The following is a 14,253-nucleotide window of genomic DNA, read 5'->3' on the forward strand; positions in this document are numbered from 1 at the left end:
GTCAACGATAACGCGGGTATCCTGGATGCTCGCGGTGCTCTCGGGCTTTTCGCGAGCAAGCTCGCTCCTACAAGGGAAGGTATCAGCTACGCAGTGTAATCACCGGCCACCCACGCTTCTCAGCCTCAGCCCGCAGATTCGGGTCCGGGTCCACCGCCACCGCATGCGTCACCTGCTCCAACAGCGGCAGGTCATTCATCGAATCGCTATAGAAATAGCTGTCTTCCAGGCTATACCCCGTCTCCTCCAGCCACCGATTCAAGCGCGTCACCTTGCCCTCGCGAAAGCACGGCACATCCGTGCTGCGCCCGGTGTAGCGGCCGTTTTCCATCTCGCATTCGGTAGCGATCAGGGTGTCGACGCCCAGGCGTGCGGCAATCGGCCCGGTGACGAAACGGTTGGTGGCGGTGATGATCACCAGCTTGTCACCGGCGGCGCGGTGTTTTTCCAGCAGCTCCACTGCCCGCGGGAGCATTAACGGCTCGATGCAGTCGCGCATGAAGTCGCGGTGCCACTCGTCCAATTGGGCCATCTCGGTGCGGCCCAGGATCTCCAGACAGAAGTTCAGATAGGCAGCGTTATCCAGCTTACCGGCGAGGTAATCCTGATAGAACTCGTCGTTACGAGCCTTGTAGGCGATCGGGTCGAGAATCCCGCGTTCACACAGGTAATCGCCCCAAGCGTGATCGCTGTCACCGCCGAGGAGGGTGTTGTCCAAGTCGAATAAAGCCAGGCGCATTGCGGTTACTCGCTGAAAAGTCTGTAAAAAGGCGTCCAGAATACGGTCTTTTCACAAGAGTGCACATAAGCTAAGAAGCCTCGTTGCCGCTTCATCAACCTTTGTGGAACAATGCGACGACATGCGTTTGCGAGGTTGTTGCCGTGATCGACCCCGATGGTTTCCGTCCTAATGTCGGGATTATTCTTACGAATGATGCCGGACAGGTGCTTTGGGCTCGCCGAATCAACCAAGATGCCTGGCAGTTTCCTCAAGGCGGAATCAACCCCGACGAAACCCCTGAAGACGCCTTGTACCGTGAGTTGAACGAAGAAGTCGGCCTTGAGCGCGAAGATGTGCAAATTCTGGCCTGTACCCGTGGCTGGTTGCGCTATCGTTTGCCGCAACGCCTGGTGCGTACCCACAGCCAACCGCTGTGTATCGGCCAGAAGCAGAAATGGTTTCTCCTGCGCCTGATCTCCAACGAGCAGCGGGTGCGGATGGATTTGACCGGTAAACCGGAGTTCGATGGCTGGCGTTGGGTCAGCTATTGGTACCCGTTGGGCCAGGTGGTGACATTCAAGCGCGAGGTTTACCGTCGCGCGCTCAAAGAGCTTGCCCCGCGCCTTTTAGCGCGCGACTGACGACGGAGTTCGACCCCGAGCCATGCTCAATACGCTGCGCAAGATCGTCCAGGAAGTTAACTCCGCCAAGGATCTCAAGGCGGCGTTGGGGATTATTGTGTTGCGCGTCAAGGAAGCCATGGGCAGCCAGGTCTGCTCGGTTTACCTGCTGGACCCCGAGACCAACCGTTTTGTGCTGATGGCCACCGAGGGCTTGAACAAGCGCTCCATCGGCAAGGTCAGCATGGCGCCCAATGAAGGTCTGGTGGGCCTGGTGGGGACGCGTGAAGAACCCCTGAACCTTGAAAACGCGGCCGATCACCCGCGTTACCGCTACTTTGCCGAAACCGGCGAAGAACGTTACGCCTCGTTCCTCGGTGCGCCGATCATCCACCACCGTCGCGTTGTCGGCGTGTTGGTCATCCAGCAAAAAGAACGCCGCCAGTTCGACGAAGGTGAAGAAGCCTTCCTCGTGACCATGAGCGCGCAGCTCGCAGGCGTCATTGCCCACGCCGAAGCCACCGGCTCGATTCGCGGCCTGGGCCGCGAGGGCAAGGGCATCCAGGAAGCCAAGTTTGTCGGTGTGCCAGGCTCGCCGGGTGCTGCGGTGGGTACGGCGGTGGTCATGCTACCGCCGGCGGACCTGGATGTGGTGCCGGACAAGACCGTCAAAGACATCGACGCTGAAATCAAACTGTTCAAAACCGCCCTGGAAGGCGTGCGCGCCGACATGCGCAACCTGTCGAACAAGCTGGCCACCCAGCTGCGCCCCGAAGAGCGTGCGCTGTTCGACGTGTACCAGATGATGCTCGACGACGCGTCCCTGGGTAACGAAGTCAAGACCGTGATCAAGACCGGCCAGTGGGCCCAGGGCGCTTTGCGCCAAGTGGTCACCGATCACGTCAACCGCTTCGAAATGATGGACGACGACTACCTGCGCGAACGCGCCTCGGACGTACGCGACCTCGGTCGCCGTCTGCTGGCCTACTTGCAGGAAGACCGTACCACCAACATGGTCTTCCCCGACAACACCATCCTGGTCAGTGAAGAGTTGACGGCTACCCAGCTCGGCGAAGTGCCGGAGGGCAAGTTGGTGGGCCTGGTCTCGGTATTGGGTTCGGGCAACTCCCACGTCGCAATCCTGGCCCGAGCCATGGGTATCCCGACGGTGATGGGCCTGGTGGACCTTCCGTATGCCAAGGTCGATGGCATCGACATGATCGTCGATGGTCATCGCGGTGAAGTGTTCACCAACCCCAGTGACGTGTTGCGCAAGCAATACGCCGAAGTGGTGGAAGAAGAGAAGCAACTGGCACTGGGCCTGGATTCATTGCGCGAACTGCCGTGCGTGACCACCGATGGCCACCGCGTGCCGCTGCTGGTCAACACCGGCCTGTTGGCCGATGTGGCCCGTGCGCAACAGCGTGGCGCGGAGGGCGTGGGGCTGTATCGCACCGAAGTGCCGTTCATGATCAACCAGCGCTTCCCGAGTGAGAAGGAGCAACTGGCGATCTACCGCGAGCAACTGCAAGCCTTCCATCCGTTACCGGTGACCATGCGCAGCCTGGACATCGGCGGCGACAAGTCGCTGTCGTACTTCCCGATCAAGGAAGACAACCCCTTCCTCGGCTGGCGCGGCATTCGCGTGACCCTCGACCACCCGGAAATCTTCCTGGTGCAGACCCGCGCCATGCTCAAGGCCAGCGAAGGCCTGAACAACCTGCGCATCCTGCTGCCGATGATCTCCGGCACCCATGAGTTGGAAGAAGCACTGCACCTGATCCACCGCGCCTGGGGCGAAGTGCGCGACGAAGGCGCCGACGTACCGATGCCGCCGATTGGCGTGATGATCGAAATCCCCGCAGCGGTGTACCAGGCCAAGGAATTGGCGCGGCAGGTGGACTTCCTGTCGGTGGGCTCCAACGACCTGACCCAATACCTGCTGGCCGTGGACCGCAACAACCCACGGGTGGCCGACCTCTACGACTACCTGCACCCAGCCGTGCTGCAAGCCCTGCAACACGTGGTGCGTGACGCCCATGCCGAAGGCAAGCCGGTAAGCATCTGCGGTGAAATGGCCGGCGACCCGGCGGCGGCCGTGCTGTTGATGGCGATGGGCTTTGACAGCCTGTCGATGAACGCCACCAACTTGCCGAAAGTGAAGTGGATGCTGCGCCAGGTTGATTTGGGCATGGCCAAGGATTTGCTGGCGCAGTTGATGACCATCGACAACCCGCAAGTTATCCACAGCTCGTTGCAGTTGGCGCTGAAGAACCTGGGGCTGACGCGGATGATCAACCCGGCTTCGGCGAAGACCTTGTAGGAGCGAGCTTGCTCGCGAAAAACGTTAACGATAACGCGGGGTATCTGGTTCCCCGCAGCGCTCTCAGGTTTTTCGCGAGCAAGCTCGCTCCTACAGGTTGAGTTCTACCTCACCCAACCGCCCACCATGTGGCCCAAAACTGCGCTCCACCATCCGCCGCTTTCCATCCGCATTCATAATCAACGCCGTACTCGCCCGCGTCCCATAACTGGGGCTGGCGATAAACACACTGGATAACAAGCTCTCCGTCGCCAACCCCACCCCGGTGTCCGGCAACTCTGCAAACGGCGCCGTCTGCGGGTCACTCAAAATCTCCAGCAACGCCTCGGGCTGCGGGTTGTCCAGCACCGCACTCAACGCCGCTTTGGCCTTGAGCAACTTGGGCCACGGCGTATCCAGCCCGGCGTTGGACAAGCCATGCACCCCCGCCTTCAACTGAGTCGGCTCAGTCTGGGTGGCGTTGTAATGCCACAGCTCATCCCGCGTCCCAACCAGCAGGTTAAACCCGGCATATTCAATCGAACGGCCGTTAACGTCGGCTAAATACTCATCAATTGGCAAGGTTCCATTGAGAAAGCGCGCCACCAACTCTCCACGGGACTTGCGTGCCGGCGGCTGGTGCGGGTCGCGGATATTGGTCAGGGCGGCAAAACGCCCATCGGCATTCACGCCGAGCCAGGTACCGCCCGCTTCCTGATCGCGGCCGGCATAGACGTCGGGGGCATCCAGCCACTGGGCCAGCGGCAGGCTGGGGCGGGCGTAAAACTCATCGCGGTTGGCCGCGACGATCAGCGGCTGGGCATGCCCCGGCCGCCAGGCGAAAACAATCAGGCACATCAGGCGATCCCTTTTGTGTTTTTTGCCACTCTACGCACTCAGGCCGAGGCGTTCCATCGTCTCCAGTTGGGTCGCATGCCTTCCATCCGTTAACATGCCGGACCTGATTCGGGGCCATCTTGTTAATTTCTGCTGTATTTGCAGCAGTAACGCAGCCTTAATCGCGCCCGGGCATGGTCCGGTCACCCTGACGAATGATGTAACGAGGAGTCGCAATGCTGCCTTACCCGCAGATCGACCCGGTGGCCCTGGCCATCGGTCCGCTGAAAATCCACTGGTACGGGTTGATGTACCTGATCGGCATCGGCGGTGCCTGGTTCCTGGCTTCTCGACGCCTGAACCGCTTCGACCCCACCTGGACCAAGGAAAAACTCTCCGACCTGATTTTCTGGTTGTCGATGGGGGTGATCGTCGGCGGGCGCCTGGGCTATGTGTTGTTCTACGATCTGTCCGCCTACATCGCCAACCCAACGCTGATCTTCGAAGTGTGGAAGGGCGGCATGGCGTTCCACGGTGGGTTCATCGGCGTGATGATCGCCGCCTGGTGGTTCGGCCGTCGTAACGGCAAGTCGTTCTTCCAGTTGATGGACTTCGTCGCCCCCATGGTGCCGATCGGCCTGGGCGCCGGGCGTATCGGTAACTTCATCAACGCCGAGTTGTGGGGCAAGCCGACCGACGTGCCGTGGGCCATGGTGTTCCCGCCGTTCAGCGACCCGGCGCAACTGCCGCGCCATCCGTCGCAGCTGTATCAGTTCGCGTTGGAAGGCGTGGCGCTGTTCCTTATCCTCTACATCTTCTCGCGCAAGCCACGCCCAACCATGGCCGTGTCGGGCATGTTCGCGCTGTTCTACGGGATCTTCCGCTTTATCGTCGAGTTCGTGCGCGTGCCGGATGCGCAGCTGGGCTACTTGGCGTTCGGTTGGGTGACCATGGGTCAGATCCTCAGCCTGCCGATGATCCTCGGCGGCCTGGGCCTGCTGTGGTGGGCGTACAATCGCCCGCAACCTTTGAAGAACACCGCGCTTTAAATTCGAATGCCGAGGTCTGCGGATCTCGGCTTCAAACGATACGGGTAAACCAATGAAGCAATATCTCGAACTACTGAACGACGTCGTGACCAATGGATTGACCAAGGGCGATCGCACCGGCACCGGCACCAAGGCCGTGTTTGCCCGTCAGTATCGGCATAACTTGGCCGACGGCTTCCCGCTGCTGACCACCAAGAAGCTTCACTTCAAAAGCATCGCCAATGAGCTGATCTGGATGTTGAGCGGCAACACCAACATCAAGTGGCTGAATGAAAACGGCGTGCGCATCTGGGATGAGTGGGCCACCGAAGAAGGTGATCTCGGCCCGGTCTACGGCGAGCAGTGGACCGCCTGGCCGACCAAGGACGGCGGCAAGATCAACCAGATCGACTACATGGTCGAGACGTTGAAGACCAACCCCAACAGCCGCCGCATCCTGTTCCACGGCTGGAACGTCGAGTACCTGCCCGACGAAACCAAGAGCCCCCAGGAAAACGCCCGCAACGGCAAGCAAGCCCTGCCGCCGTGCCACCTGCTGTACCAGGCGTTTGTGCATGACGGTCATCTGTCGATGCAGTTGTACATCCGCAGCTCCGATGTATTTTTGGGCCTGCCGTACAACACCGCCGCGCTGGCGTTGCTCACCCATATGCTGGCCCAGCAGTGCGACCTGATCCCTCACGAGATCATCGTCACCACGGGCGACACCCATGCGTACAGCAACCATATGGAGCAGATCAAAACCCAGCTGGCGCGCACACCGAAGAAGCTGCCGGAGTTGGTGATCAAGCGTAAGCCTGCGTCGATTTATGACTACAAGTTCGAAGATTTTGAAATTGTGGGTTATGACGCTGATCCGAGCATCAAGGCTGACGTCGCCATCTGATCAATGTGGGAGCGGGCTTGTGTGGGAGCGGGCTTGCTCGCGAAAGCGGTGGATCAGTTTGCATAGGTGTTAGCTGACCCACCGCATTCGCGAGCAAGCCCGCTCCCACATTTTGATCCGGTTACCAGGCTGAATTAGTGACCATGGCTCCTGCCCACATGCGAAGGCTCTGCCTCACTCGCCACCACACTCCCGCTGACCTCCAGCCGCTGCAAAATCCCACACTCTGGCCCGCCACCACAGCGCTGGCGCAGGTCCAGCAACTGCTCCTGCAACACCAACAACCCATCGATCCTCGCCTTGACGTGCTGGATATGCTCGTCGATCAACGCATTCACACTCTCGCACTGGTCCTGCGGGCTGTCCCGTAACCCCAACAGGCTGCGGATTTCTTCCAGAGTCATGTCCAAGCTGCGGCAGTTGCGGATAAAGATCAGCCGCTCGGTGTGCGCCTGGGTGTACACGCGGTAATTGGCCTCGGTGCGCGCAGGCGGTGGCAGCAGGCCTTCCTTCTCGTAATAACGGATGGTTTCCACCTGACAGTCGGTCAGTTTTGCCAGTTCGCCGATCTTCATCGCAGCAATCTCCAAATGGGTGCTTGACCCTATAGTGGCTACAGGGTCTTTACTTGGCAACAGGCACCTTACGGACGCGACCTGATGAGCGACTCCCTGCATACCCCCAACAAACTTACCCCTGTGCATAAGCACGGCCATGGCGGCGCCTGCTGCTCCGGCACTCCCGCGCCTGCGTTGGTGCAAGTGAGCGAAGCCCCAACCGCCGGCTCGCGGCTGAGCACGTTCCGCATCGAAGCCATGGACTGTCCCACCGAGCAAACCCTGATCCAGAACAAGCTGGGCAAGCTGGCTGGCGTGCAGCAACTGGAATTCAACCTGATCAACCGCTTCCTCGGTGTCACCCACGACCTGCCGAGCACCGCGCCGATCATCGCGGCGATCAAATCCATCGGCATGCAGGCCGACCCCATTGAGGACGGCACTCCACCTGCCGCGCCGCCTGCCAAGAAACATTGGTGGCCGCTGGCGGTGTCCGGCGTGGGTGCGTTGGGCGCCGAAGTGTTGCACTTCACCAACGCCGCGCCGACCTGGGTGATTGCGTTGGTGGCGCTGGTGTCGATCTTCAGCGGCGGTCTCACCACCTATAAAAAGGGCTGGATCGCCCTGAAGAACCTGAACCTGAACATCAACGCCTTGATGAGCATTGCGGTCACCGGTGCGATCCTGATCGGCCAGTGGCCAGAAGCGGCGATGGTGATGTTCCTGTTCACCGTGGCCGAGTTGATCGAAGCCAAGTCCCTGGACCGTGCGCGCAACGCCATCAGCGGTTTGATGCAGATGACCCCGGAACAGGCCACTGTTCAGCAGGCTGATGGTTCTTGGGCTGAGAAAGACGTTAAAAGTATCGAATTGGGCGCCATCGTGCGGGTAAAACCTGGCGAGCGCATTGGCCTGGACGGTGAAGTCACCGCTGGGCAATCCACCATCGACCAGGCGCCGATCACCGGCGAAAGCCTGCCGATTGAAAAGACCGTGGGCGATAAAGTCTTCGCCGGCACCATCAACCAAGCCGGTGCCCTGGAGTACACCGTCACCGCAGCGGCCAACAACTCCACCCTGGCGCGCATCATCCACGCCGTGGAACAGGCCCAGGGCGCGCGGGCGCCGACTCAGCGGTTTGTCGATAGCTTCTCGAAAATCTACACCCCGGCCGTGTTCCTGTTTGCCCTCGGCGTGGCGGTGATCCCGCCGCTGTTCATGGCTGGCGTGTGGTTTGACTGGATCTACCGCGCCCTGGTGCTGCTGGTGGTGGCTTGCCCGTGTGCGCTGGTGATCTCCACCCCGGTCACCATCGTCAGCGGCCTGGCAGCGGCGGCGCGCAAAGGCATTCTGATCAAGGGCGGCGTGTACCTGGAGGGCGGTTACAAGCTCGACTACCTGGCTCTGGACAAGACCGGCACCATCACCCACGGCAAACCGGTACAAACCGATTACCTGGCGTTGTTCCCCACCGTCGAAGGCAGCGCCCCGGCCCTGGCCGCAAGCTTGGCCGGGCGTTCCGATCACCCAGTGTCTTTGGCCATCGCCAACGCGGCTGTGGATAAAAACCTGTCCGTCCACGTTGTGGATAACTTCGAAGCACTCGCCGGTCGTGGCGTGCGCGGCGATATCAACGGTGAAACCTACCACCTGGGCAACCACCGCCTGGTGGAAGACCTCGGCCTATGCTCGCCTGCGCTTGAAGAAAAACTCTTCGCCCTGGAAAAACAAGGCAAGTCCGTGGTGTTGCTGCTCGACAAGTCTGGCCCGCTGGCACTGTTCGCCGTGGCCGATACGGTCAAAGACAGCAGCCGCGAAGCCATCGCGCAACTCCACGAGTTGGGCATCAAAACCCTGATGCTCACCGGCGACAACACCCACACCGCCCAGGCGATTGGCGCCCAGGTCGGCATCGATCAGGCCCGTGGCGACCTGCTGCCCACCGACAAACTGCAAGCCATCGAGGCCCTCTACAGTCAAGGCCACCGTGTGGGCATGGTGGGCGACGGGATCAACGACGCCCCGGCCCTGGCCCGCGCCGAGATCGGGTTTGCCATGGCGGCGGCCGGCACCGACACGGCCATCGAGACCGCCGACGTGGCGCTGATGGACGATGATTTGCGCAAGATTCCGGCATTCATTCGGTTGTCGCGGCAAACGTCGAGTATCCTCAAGCAGAACATCGCCCTGGCGCTGGTGATCAAGGCGATCTTCCTTGCGGTCACCTTCCTGGGCATGGCCACCATGTGGATGGCGGTGTTTGCCGACATGGGCGTAAGCCTACTGGTGGTGTTCAATGGCCTGCGCCTGCTGCGCAAATAAAGGATGAGAGGGTGGTGTGCTGAGTGCCGAGCTAAAGGCTTTTTTCATGGTCGCCCGCCTGGGCAGCATTACCCAGGCGGCGAAAAAGCTCGGCCTGAGCCAGCCCACCGTCACCACGCAGATTCGCAACCTCGAAAGCCAATACGGCGTTGAGCTGTTCTACCGTGGCGGCCGCCGCCTCACCGTCAGTGACGAAGGCGCGCGGTTGCTGCCGATGGTCAAGGCGCTGTTGCAGCAAGAAGCGGATATCGAATTTTTCCTGCGTAACAACGGCCAGGTCCAGGGAGCGCTGAGGATTGCCGCGACGGCGCCGTATTACATCCTCGACCTGGTCAAAGCCTTTCGCGAGCGCCTGCCCCAGGTGGAGGTGTCAGTAGAGATCGGCAACTCCCAGCAGGTGCTCGAAGCGCTGGATGATTACCGCGTCGATGTCGCTGCGTCTTCGCAACTGCTGGAAGACCCCCGCCTGATCCGTCGTGTATTGGGCAGCGATCCGCTGGTGCTGGCAGTGCACCGCAACCATCCCTTGGCCACACTCGATCATGTGCCGCTCAGCGCGTTGGCCGGGCATACGTTGTTGATGCGCGAAGCGGGCTCGACCACGCGGCGGCTGACGGAAGCGATGCTGCAAGGCGCCCATGTGAGCTACGGGCCGCTGCTGGAAATCGGTAGCCGGGAGTCGATCCGCGAGGCGGTGCTGCGCAATATCGGCATCAGCATCATTGCGCGCCAGGAAGTGCCCCACGACCCGCAGCTGAGGGTGTTGACCATCGAGAATGCGCCGCAGATTCCGGAGTATTTGTACTGCCTCAAGGAACGAAAGGGCGCGCGGCTGCCGGCGGCTTTTCTGGGGTTGGCGCAGGAAATGTCGCCCATTTGAGATCTATGGTGGTGTTGAGAGCCCCTTCGCGAGCAAGCCCGCTCCCACATTTTGACCGTGTGAACCCGATCAAGTGTGGGAGCGGGCTTGCTCGCGAAAGCGGTATTCCAGTCACCGCACCTCTATAACCCCAACCCAAATCCACCAATACCACTATCACTCCCTTTTGCCTTCCTGCCACACCAGCGACGCATTCCCTCCCTAGCATGGCCCTCATTCGTTTAATGAGGTGCCCCCATGAACACAGCCCTGACCCAACCCGGCGCTTCCATGAAGGTGCGCGGTGTCCAGAAACGCTTCGGCGCCTTTACTGCGTTGGACAATGTGTCCCTGGACGTCGCCGCCGGTGAGCTGGTGTGCCTGCTGGGCCCGTCCGGTTGCGGCAAGACCACCTTGCTGCGCTGCATCGCGGGCCTTGAGCGCCAGGACAGCGGCGAACTTTACCTGGGCGAACGTGACGTTTCCCGGCTGCCGCCCCAGGCGCGGGACTACGGCATTTTGTTCCAGTCCTACGCGCTGTTTCCCAACCTCACAGTAGAAGCGAACATCGCCTACGGCCTTACCGGCAGCGGCCGCGATGAAGTGCGCAAGCGCGTCGGCCAGATGCTCGAACTGGTGGGCCTCGCGGGCAGCGAGAAAAAATACCCCGGCCAACTCTCCGGCGGCCAACAACAACGTGTAGCCCTGGCCCGCGCCCTGGCGCCGGCGCCTTCGTTATTGCTGCTGGACGAGCCCATGTCCGCCCTCGACGCCCGGGTGCGTGAGCACCTGTGCACCGAGCTGCGCCAGCTGCAACGGCGCCTGGGCATCACCACGTTGATGGTCACCCACAATCAGGACGAGGCCATGTTGATGGCCGACCGCATTGCCGTGATGAACAATGGCAAGGTCGAGCAATACGCCACGCCCCAGGAGATCTACGACCGCCCGGCCACACCGTTCGTGGCCGAGTTTGTCGGCCAGGGCAATTGGCTGCCGTTCAGCCGCAACAGCGCCAGCCACGCCCAGGTCGGCGGGATGAACATGCGCCTGGCCGATGATGCGGGGGTGGCCAAGTCTGGCCGTCTGTTCTGCCGCCCGGAAGCCATCAGCGTCAACCCGCCGGTGCATGAAGAAAACCTGTTCCCGGCCAAGGTCCGTGAGATCACCTTTCTCGGCAACCGCTGCCGCATGAGTTTTGAATTGGAACAACTGCCCGGCCACGCACTGCTGGCCGAGCTGGCCCCGGAAGCCATGCCACGCCTCGGCGCCCAGGACATCTGGGTCGCCCTGCCGCCGCGCAGCCTGCAGGTGTTTGCCTGAGATGGCCGCTGTCATAACGCTACCGCGTCAGGTCTCCCGCGCCGAAACCGGTGATCGACTGTTTGTCGTCGGCGGCAAACTGCTGTGGCTGGCACTGCTGTGCGTCGCGGTACTGATGCCGTTGCTGGCGATTTTCTGGCGCGGTTTCAGCAGCGAAGCCGGGCAGGGCGGTGGTCTTGTTGCAGCGCGTGAGCTGCTGACCAGCGCCAACTTCCACTGGCTGCTGGGCAATAGCCTGAAAGTTTCCCTCAGCGTCGCGGCCATCGTCGTACCGCTGGCCTATCTGTTTGCCTACGCGCTGCAACGCACGCTGATCCCGGGTAAGGCGATCTGGCGAGGCCTGTCGTTGTTGCCGCTGATGGCGCCGTCGATGTTGCCGGGCATTGCGCTGGTGTACCTGTTTGGCAACCAGGGCATGTTGCGCGGGTTGCTCTCGGAAAACATCTACGGCTTCTGGGGGATCGTTCTTGGAGAGGTGATCTACACCTTCCCACACGCCTTGATGATTCTACTGTCGGCCCTGTCCCTGGCGGATGCGCGTCTGTTCGATGCCGCCTCCAGCATGGGCGCCAGCCCCGCTCGGGCATTTCGCAGCATCACCTGGCCGGCCACGCGCCAGGCGGTGTTCGCCGCGTTCTGTTTGGTGTTCACCCTGACCATCACCGACTTCGGCGTGCCCGTGGTGGTGGGTGGCGATTATCAGGTGCTGGCGCTGGAAGCCTACAAGGCGGTGGTCGGCCAGCAACAGTTCGGTCGCGGTGCGTTGATTGGCATGGTGTTGCTGCTGCCGGCGCTGTTCAGCTTTGGTGTGGATGCGTGGTTGCGCCGTCGTCACGGTGATTCCATGAGCGGCCGTGCCCAGGTCTTTCAGCCGGTGCCTTCACGGGTAAGAGACGGCTGCTACCTGGCCATCGTCCTACTGATCTGCGCCGTATTGCTGCTGGTGTTCGGCATGGCGGTGTACTCCTCGTTGGTGAAATTCTGGCCGTACAACCTGTCGCTGTCGTTGAACCACTACCAGTTCGAAGACACCGCTGGCGGCGGCTGGCTGGCCTATCGCAACAGCCTGACCATGGCCGTGTGCACCGCATTGATCGGCAGCGTGCTGATCTTCACCGGCGCCTACCTGATAGAAAAGACCAAGGGCCAGAAAAGCCTCAACCTCGCGCTGCGCCTGCTCACCTTTGTGCCAATGGCCGTGCCGGGGCTGGTGCTGGGCCTGGGCTACGTGTTCTTTTTCAACCTCAACGGCAACCCGCTGCATGTGTTCTACGGGACCATGACCCTGCTGGTGGTGTGCACCATTGCGCATTATTTGACCACCGCCCAGATGACCGCCACCACGGCGCTGCGCCAGCTGGACGCCGAGTTCGAAGCTGCCGCGCTGTCCCTCAAGGCGCCGCTGTACCGCCACTACCTGAAAGTCACCGTGCCGATCTGCTTGCCCGCTCTGCTGGACATCGTGCGCTACCTGTTTGTGTCGGCAATGACCACCGTGTCCGCCGCGATCTTCCTCTACAGCCCCGACACCATCCTTGCCGCTGTCGCCGTGTTGAACATGGACGACGCCGGCAACGTGGGCGGTGCGGCGGCCATGTCCACCCTGATCCTGTTCACGTCGGCCGGCGTCTCGCTGCTGCTGGCGTGGGCCTCACGCGGCGCACTGCGTCGCTCCCAAGCCTGGCGCCAAACCGCGCCGGGCCAATAATCCCGATAGGAGGTGTTCCATGTTCAAGCCCCTGGCGCTGGTCGCTGCCGTATTGTCTGCATTCAGCCTGAATGCCTTCGCCAAGACCGACCTTACTGTGTACACGGCCCTCGAAGCCGAGCAGTTGAAGACCTATAAGCAGGCCTTCGAAAAGGCCAACCCGGACATCGAAATCAAGTGGGTGCGCGACTCTACCGGCATCATCACCGCCAAGCTCCTGGCCGAGAAAGACCGCCCGCAAGCCGATGCCGTCTGGGGCCTGGCTGCGTCCAGCCTGGCGATTCTCGACCAGCAAGGCATGCTGGCTAACTACGCACCGAAGGACCTGGACAAGATCGGCAAAAACTATCGCGACCCTGCCAACCCACCGGCCTGGGTGGGCATGGACGTCTGGGCCGCGACCATTTGCTTCAACACGGTCGAAGCCGAGAAACAAGGCCTGACCAAACCGGTGAGCTGGCAAGACCTGACCAAGCCCGAGTACAAGGGCAAGATCGTGATGCCTAACCCGGCCTCGTCCGGCACCGGCTTTCTGGATGTGAGCGCCTGGTTGCAGACCTACGGCGAGAAGCAAGGCTGGCAGTACATGGACGACCTGCACCAGAACATCGGCCAGTACGTTCACTCCGGTTCCAAACCGTGCAAGTTGGCGGCTTCTGGTGAATTCCCGATTGGGATTTCGTTTGAATACCCGGCCGTGCAGTTGAAGCGCCAAGGCGCGCCGCTGGACATCATCCTGCCCAAGGAAGGCCTGGGTTGGGACATTGAAGCCACGGCAGTGATGAAGGGCACGGCCCATGCCGAGGCAGCGCAAAAACTCGCCGACTTCTCGGCAAGCGCCGCTGCGATGGATTTGTACAAAGACAACTTTGCCGTGCTCGCCCAGCCGGGTATCGCCAAGCCGCAGACCGAATTGCCGGCCGATTATGAGCAGCGGTTGATCAAGAACGACTTTGTGTGGGCGTCGAAGCATCGCGACAGCATTCTTACCGAGTGGCGTAAGCGCTATGACGGCAAGTCGGAGAAGGTGGCGGGTCAGTAAGTTTTTTCGTTAGGGCTGCTGGCCTCT

The 14,253-nt window shown here is 61.3% G+C and carries 12 protein-coding genes; 9 read left to right on the forward strand and 3 right to left on the reverse strand.

What is annotated here, in order from left to right:
- Positions 1–82: 82 nt before the first annotated feature.
- Positions 83–739: an HAD family hydrolase gene (locus tag ACLD1Y_RS01660; RefSeq protein ID WP_429474858.1), complete on the reverse strand. Its 657-nt coding sequence runs from the start codon at positions 737–739 to the stop codon at positions 83–85.
- Positions 740–882: 143 nt separating this feature from the next.
- Here ACLD1Y_RS01660 and ACLD1Y_RS01665 point away from each other — a divergent pair, with 143 nt between their 5' ends.
- Together ACLD1Y_RS01665 and ptsP are read left to right on the forward strand one after the other, a co-directional pair.
- On the forward strand, positions 883–1,362 hold the full coding sequence (locus tag ACLD1Y_RS01665; protein WP_003176750.1) for an RNA pyrophosphohydrolase: 480 nt from the start codon (positions 883–885) through the stop codon (positions 1,360–1,362).
- Positions 1,363–1,384: 22 nt separating this feature from the next.
- Positions 1,385–3,664: a phosphoenolpyruvate--protein phosphotransferase gene (ptsP, locus tag ACLD1Y_RS01670; RefSeq protein ID WP_429474861.1), complete on the forward strand. Its 2,280-nt coding sequence runs from the start codon at positions 1,385–1,387 to the stop codon at positions 3,662–3,664.
- A gap of 90 nt (positions 3,665–3,754) precedes the next feature.
- Here ptsP and ACLD1Y_RS01675 read toward each other — a convergent pair whose 3' ends face one another.
- A complete protein-coding gene (locus tag ACLD1Y_RS01675; protein WP_429474862.1) occupies positions 3,755–4,501 on the reverse strand; it encodes an NRDE family protein in 747 nt (248 codons plus the stop codon).
- 215 nt (positions 4,502–4,716) lie between these two features.
- On the opposite strand from ACLD1Y_RS01675, the gene lgt reads away from it, so the two are divergent.
- A complete protein-coding gene (lgt, locus tag ACLD1Y_RS01680; RefSeq protein WP_010207296.1) occupies positions 4,717–5,529 on the forward strand; it encodes a prolipoprotein diacylglyceryl transferase in 813 nt (270 codons plus the stop codon).
- A 52-nt stretch (positions 5,530–5,581) separates the two neighbouring features.
- Entirely contained in the window at positions 5,582–6,415 is an 834-nt protein-coding gene (locus ACLD1Y_RS01685) for a thymidylate synthase (RefSeq protein ID WP_429474864.1), read from the forward strand.
- A gap of 134 nt (positions 6,416–6,549) precedes the next feature.
- Here the strand turns inward: ACLD1Y_RS01685 and cadR are convergent, their stop codons facing one another.
- Positions 6,550–6,990, reverse strand: coding sequence for a Cd(II)/Pb(II)-responsive transcriptional regulator (gene cadR / locus ACLD1Y_RS01690; RefSeq protein WP_135291915.1), 441 nt, complete (start codon positions 6,988–6,990; stop codon positions 6,550–6,552).
- A gap of 84 nt (positions 6,991–7,074) precedes the next feature.
- Here cadR and ACLD1Y_RS01695 point away from each other — a divergent pair, with 84 nt between their 5' ends.
- The 5 genes from ACLD1Y_RS01695 to ACLD1Y_RS01715 all read left to right on the forward strand — a co-directional run bounded on the left by ACLD1Y_RS01695 (position 7,075) and on the right by ACLD1Y_RS01715 (position 14,226).
- Positions 7,075–9,294 (forward strand): heavy metal translocating P-type ATPase, encoded by a 2,220-nt coding sequence (locus ACLD1Y_RS01695; protein WP_429474867.1) that lies wholly within the window; start codon positions 7,075–7,077, stop codon positions 9,292–9,294.
- A 16-nt stretch (positions 9,295–9,310) separates the two neighbouring features.
- The gene (locus ACLD1Y_RS01700) at positions 9,311–10,174 is read left to right on the forward strand and encodes a LysR family transcriptional regulator (protein WP_429474869.1); all 864 of its coding nucleotides are present in this window, start codon (positions 9,311–9,313) and stop codon (positions 10,172–10,174) included.
- A 237-nt stretch (positions 10,175–10,411) separates the two neighbouring features.
- Positions 10,412–11,476 carry a putative 2-aminoethylphosphonate ABC transporter ATP-binding protein gene (locus ACLD1Y_RS01705; protein ID WP_429474871.1) on the forward strand — a complete coding sequence of 355 codons (1,065 nt, stop codon included), beginning with the start codon at positions 10,412–10,414 and terminating at the stop codon, positions 11,474–11,476.
- Position 11,477: 1 nt separating this feature from the next.
- On the forward strand, positions 11,478–13,184 hold the full coding sequence (locus ACLD1Y_RS01710) for a putative 2-aminoethylphosphonate ABC transporter permease subunit (RefSeq protein WP_429474873.1): 1,707 nt from the start codon (positions 11,478–11,480) through the stop codon (positions 13,182–13,184).
- A 19-nt stretch (positions 13,185–13,203) separates the two neighbouring features.
- A complete protein-coding gene (locus tag ACLD1Y_RS01715) occupies positions 13,204–14,226 on the forward strand; it encodes a putative 2-aminoethylphosphonate ABC transporter substrate-binding protein (RefSeq protein ID WP_429474875.1) in 1,023 nt (340 codons plus the stop codon).
- The last annotated feature ends 27 nt before the right edge of the window (positions 14,227–14,253 follow it).

The organism is Pseudomonas sp. 18175 (genome assembly GCF_050432925.1).
In the GTDB taxonomy this organism is placed as follows: domain Bacteria; phylum Pseudomonadota; class Gammaproteobacteria; order Pseudomonadales; family Pseudomonadaceae; genus Aquipseudomonas.

Bases quoted from the DNA above. Each gene is read 5' to 3' on its own strand.
- ACLD1Y_RS01660 (WP_429474858.1), bottom strand. From the start codon at position 739: ATGCGCCTGGCTTTATTCGACTTGGACAACACCCTCCTCGGCGGTGAC.
- ptsP (WP_429474861.1), top strand. From the start codon at position 1,385: ATGCTCAATACGCTGCGCAAGATCGTCCAGGAAGTTAACTCCGCCAAG.
- ACLD1Y_RS01675 (WP_429474862.1), bottom strand. From the start codon at position 4,501: ATGTGCCTGATTGTTTTCGCCTGGCGGCCGGGGCATGCCCAGCCGCTG.
- lgt (WP_010207296.1), top strand. From the start codon at position 4,717: ATGCTGCCTTACCCGCAGATCGACCCGGTGGCCCTGGCCATCGGTCCG.
- ACLD1Y_RS01685 (WP_429474864.1), top strand. From the start codon at position 5,582: ATGAAGCAATATCTCGAACTACTGAACGACGTCGTGACCAATGGATTG.
- cadR (WP_135291915.1), bottom strand. From the start codon at position 6,990: ATGAAGATCGGCGAACTGGCAAAACTGACCGACTGTCAGGTGGAAACC.
- ACLD1Y_RS01695 (WP_429474867.1), top strand. From the start codon at position 7,075: ATGAGCGACTCCCTGCATACCCCCAACAAACTTACCCCTGTGCATAAG.
- ACLD1Y_RS01705 (WP_429474871.1), top strand. From the start codon at position 10,412: ATGAACACAGCCCTGACCCAACCCGGCGCTTCCATGAAGGTGCGCGGT.
- ACLD1Y_RS01710 (WP_429474873.1), top strand. From the start codon at position 11,478: ATGGCCGCTGTCATAACGCTACCGCGTCAGGTCTCCCGCGCCGAAACC.
- ACLD1Y_RS01715 (WP_429474875.1), top strand. From the start codon at position 13,204: ATGTTCAAGCCCCTGGCGCTGGTCGCTGCCGTATTGTCTGCATTCAGC.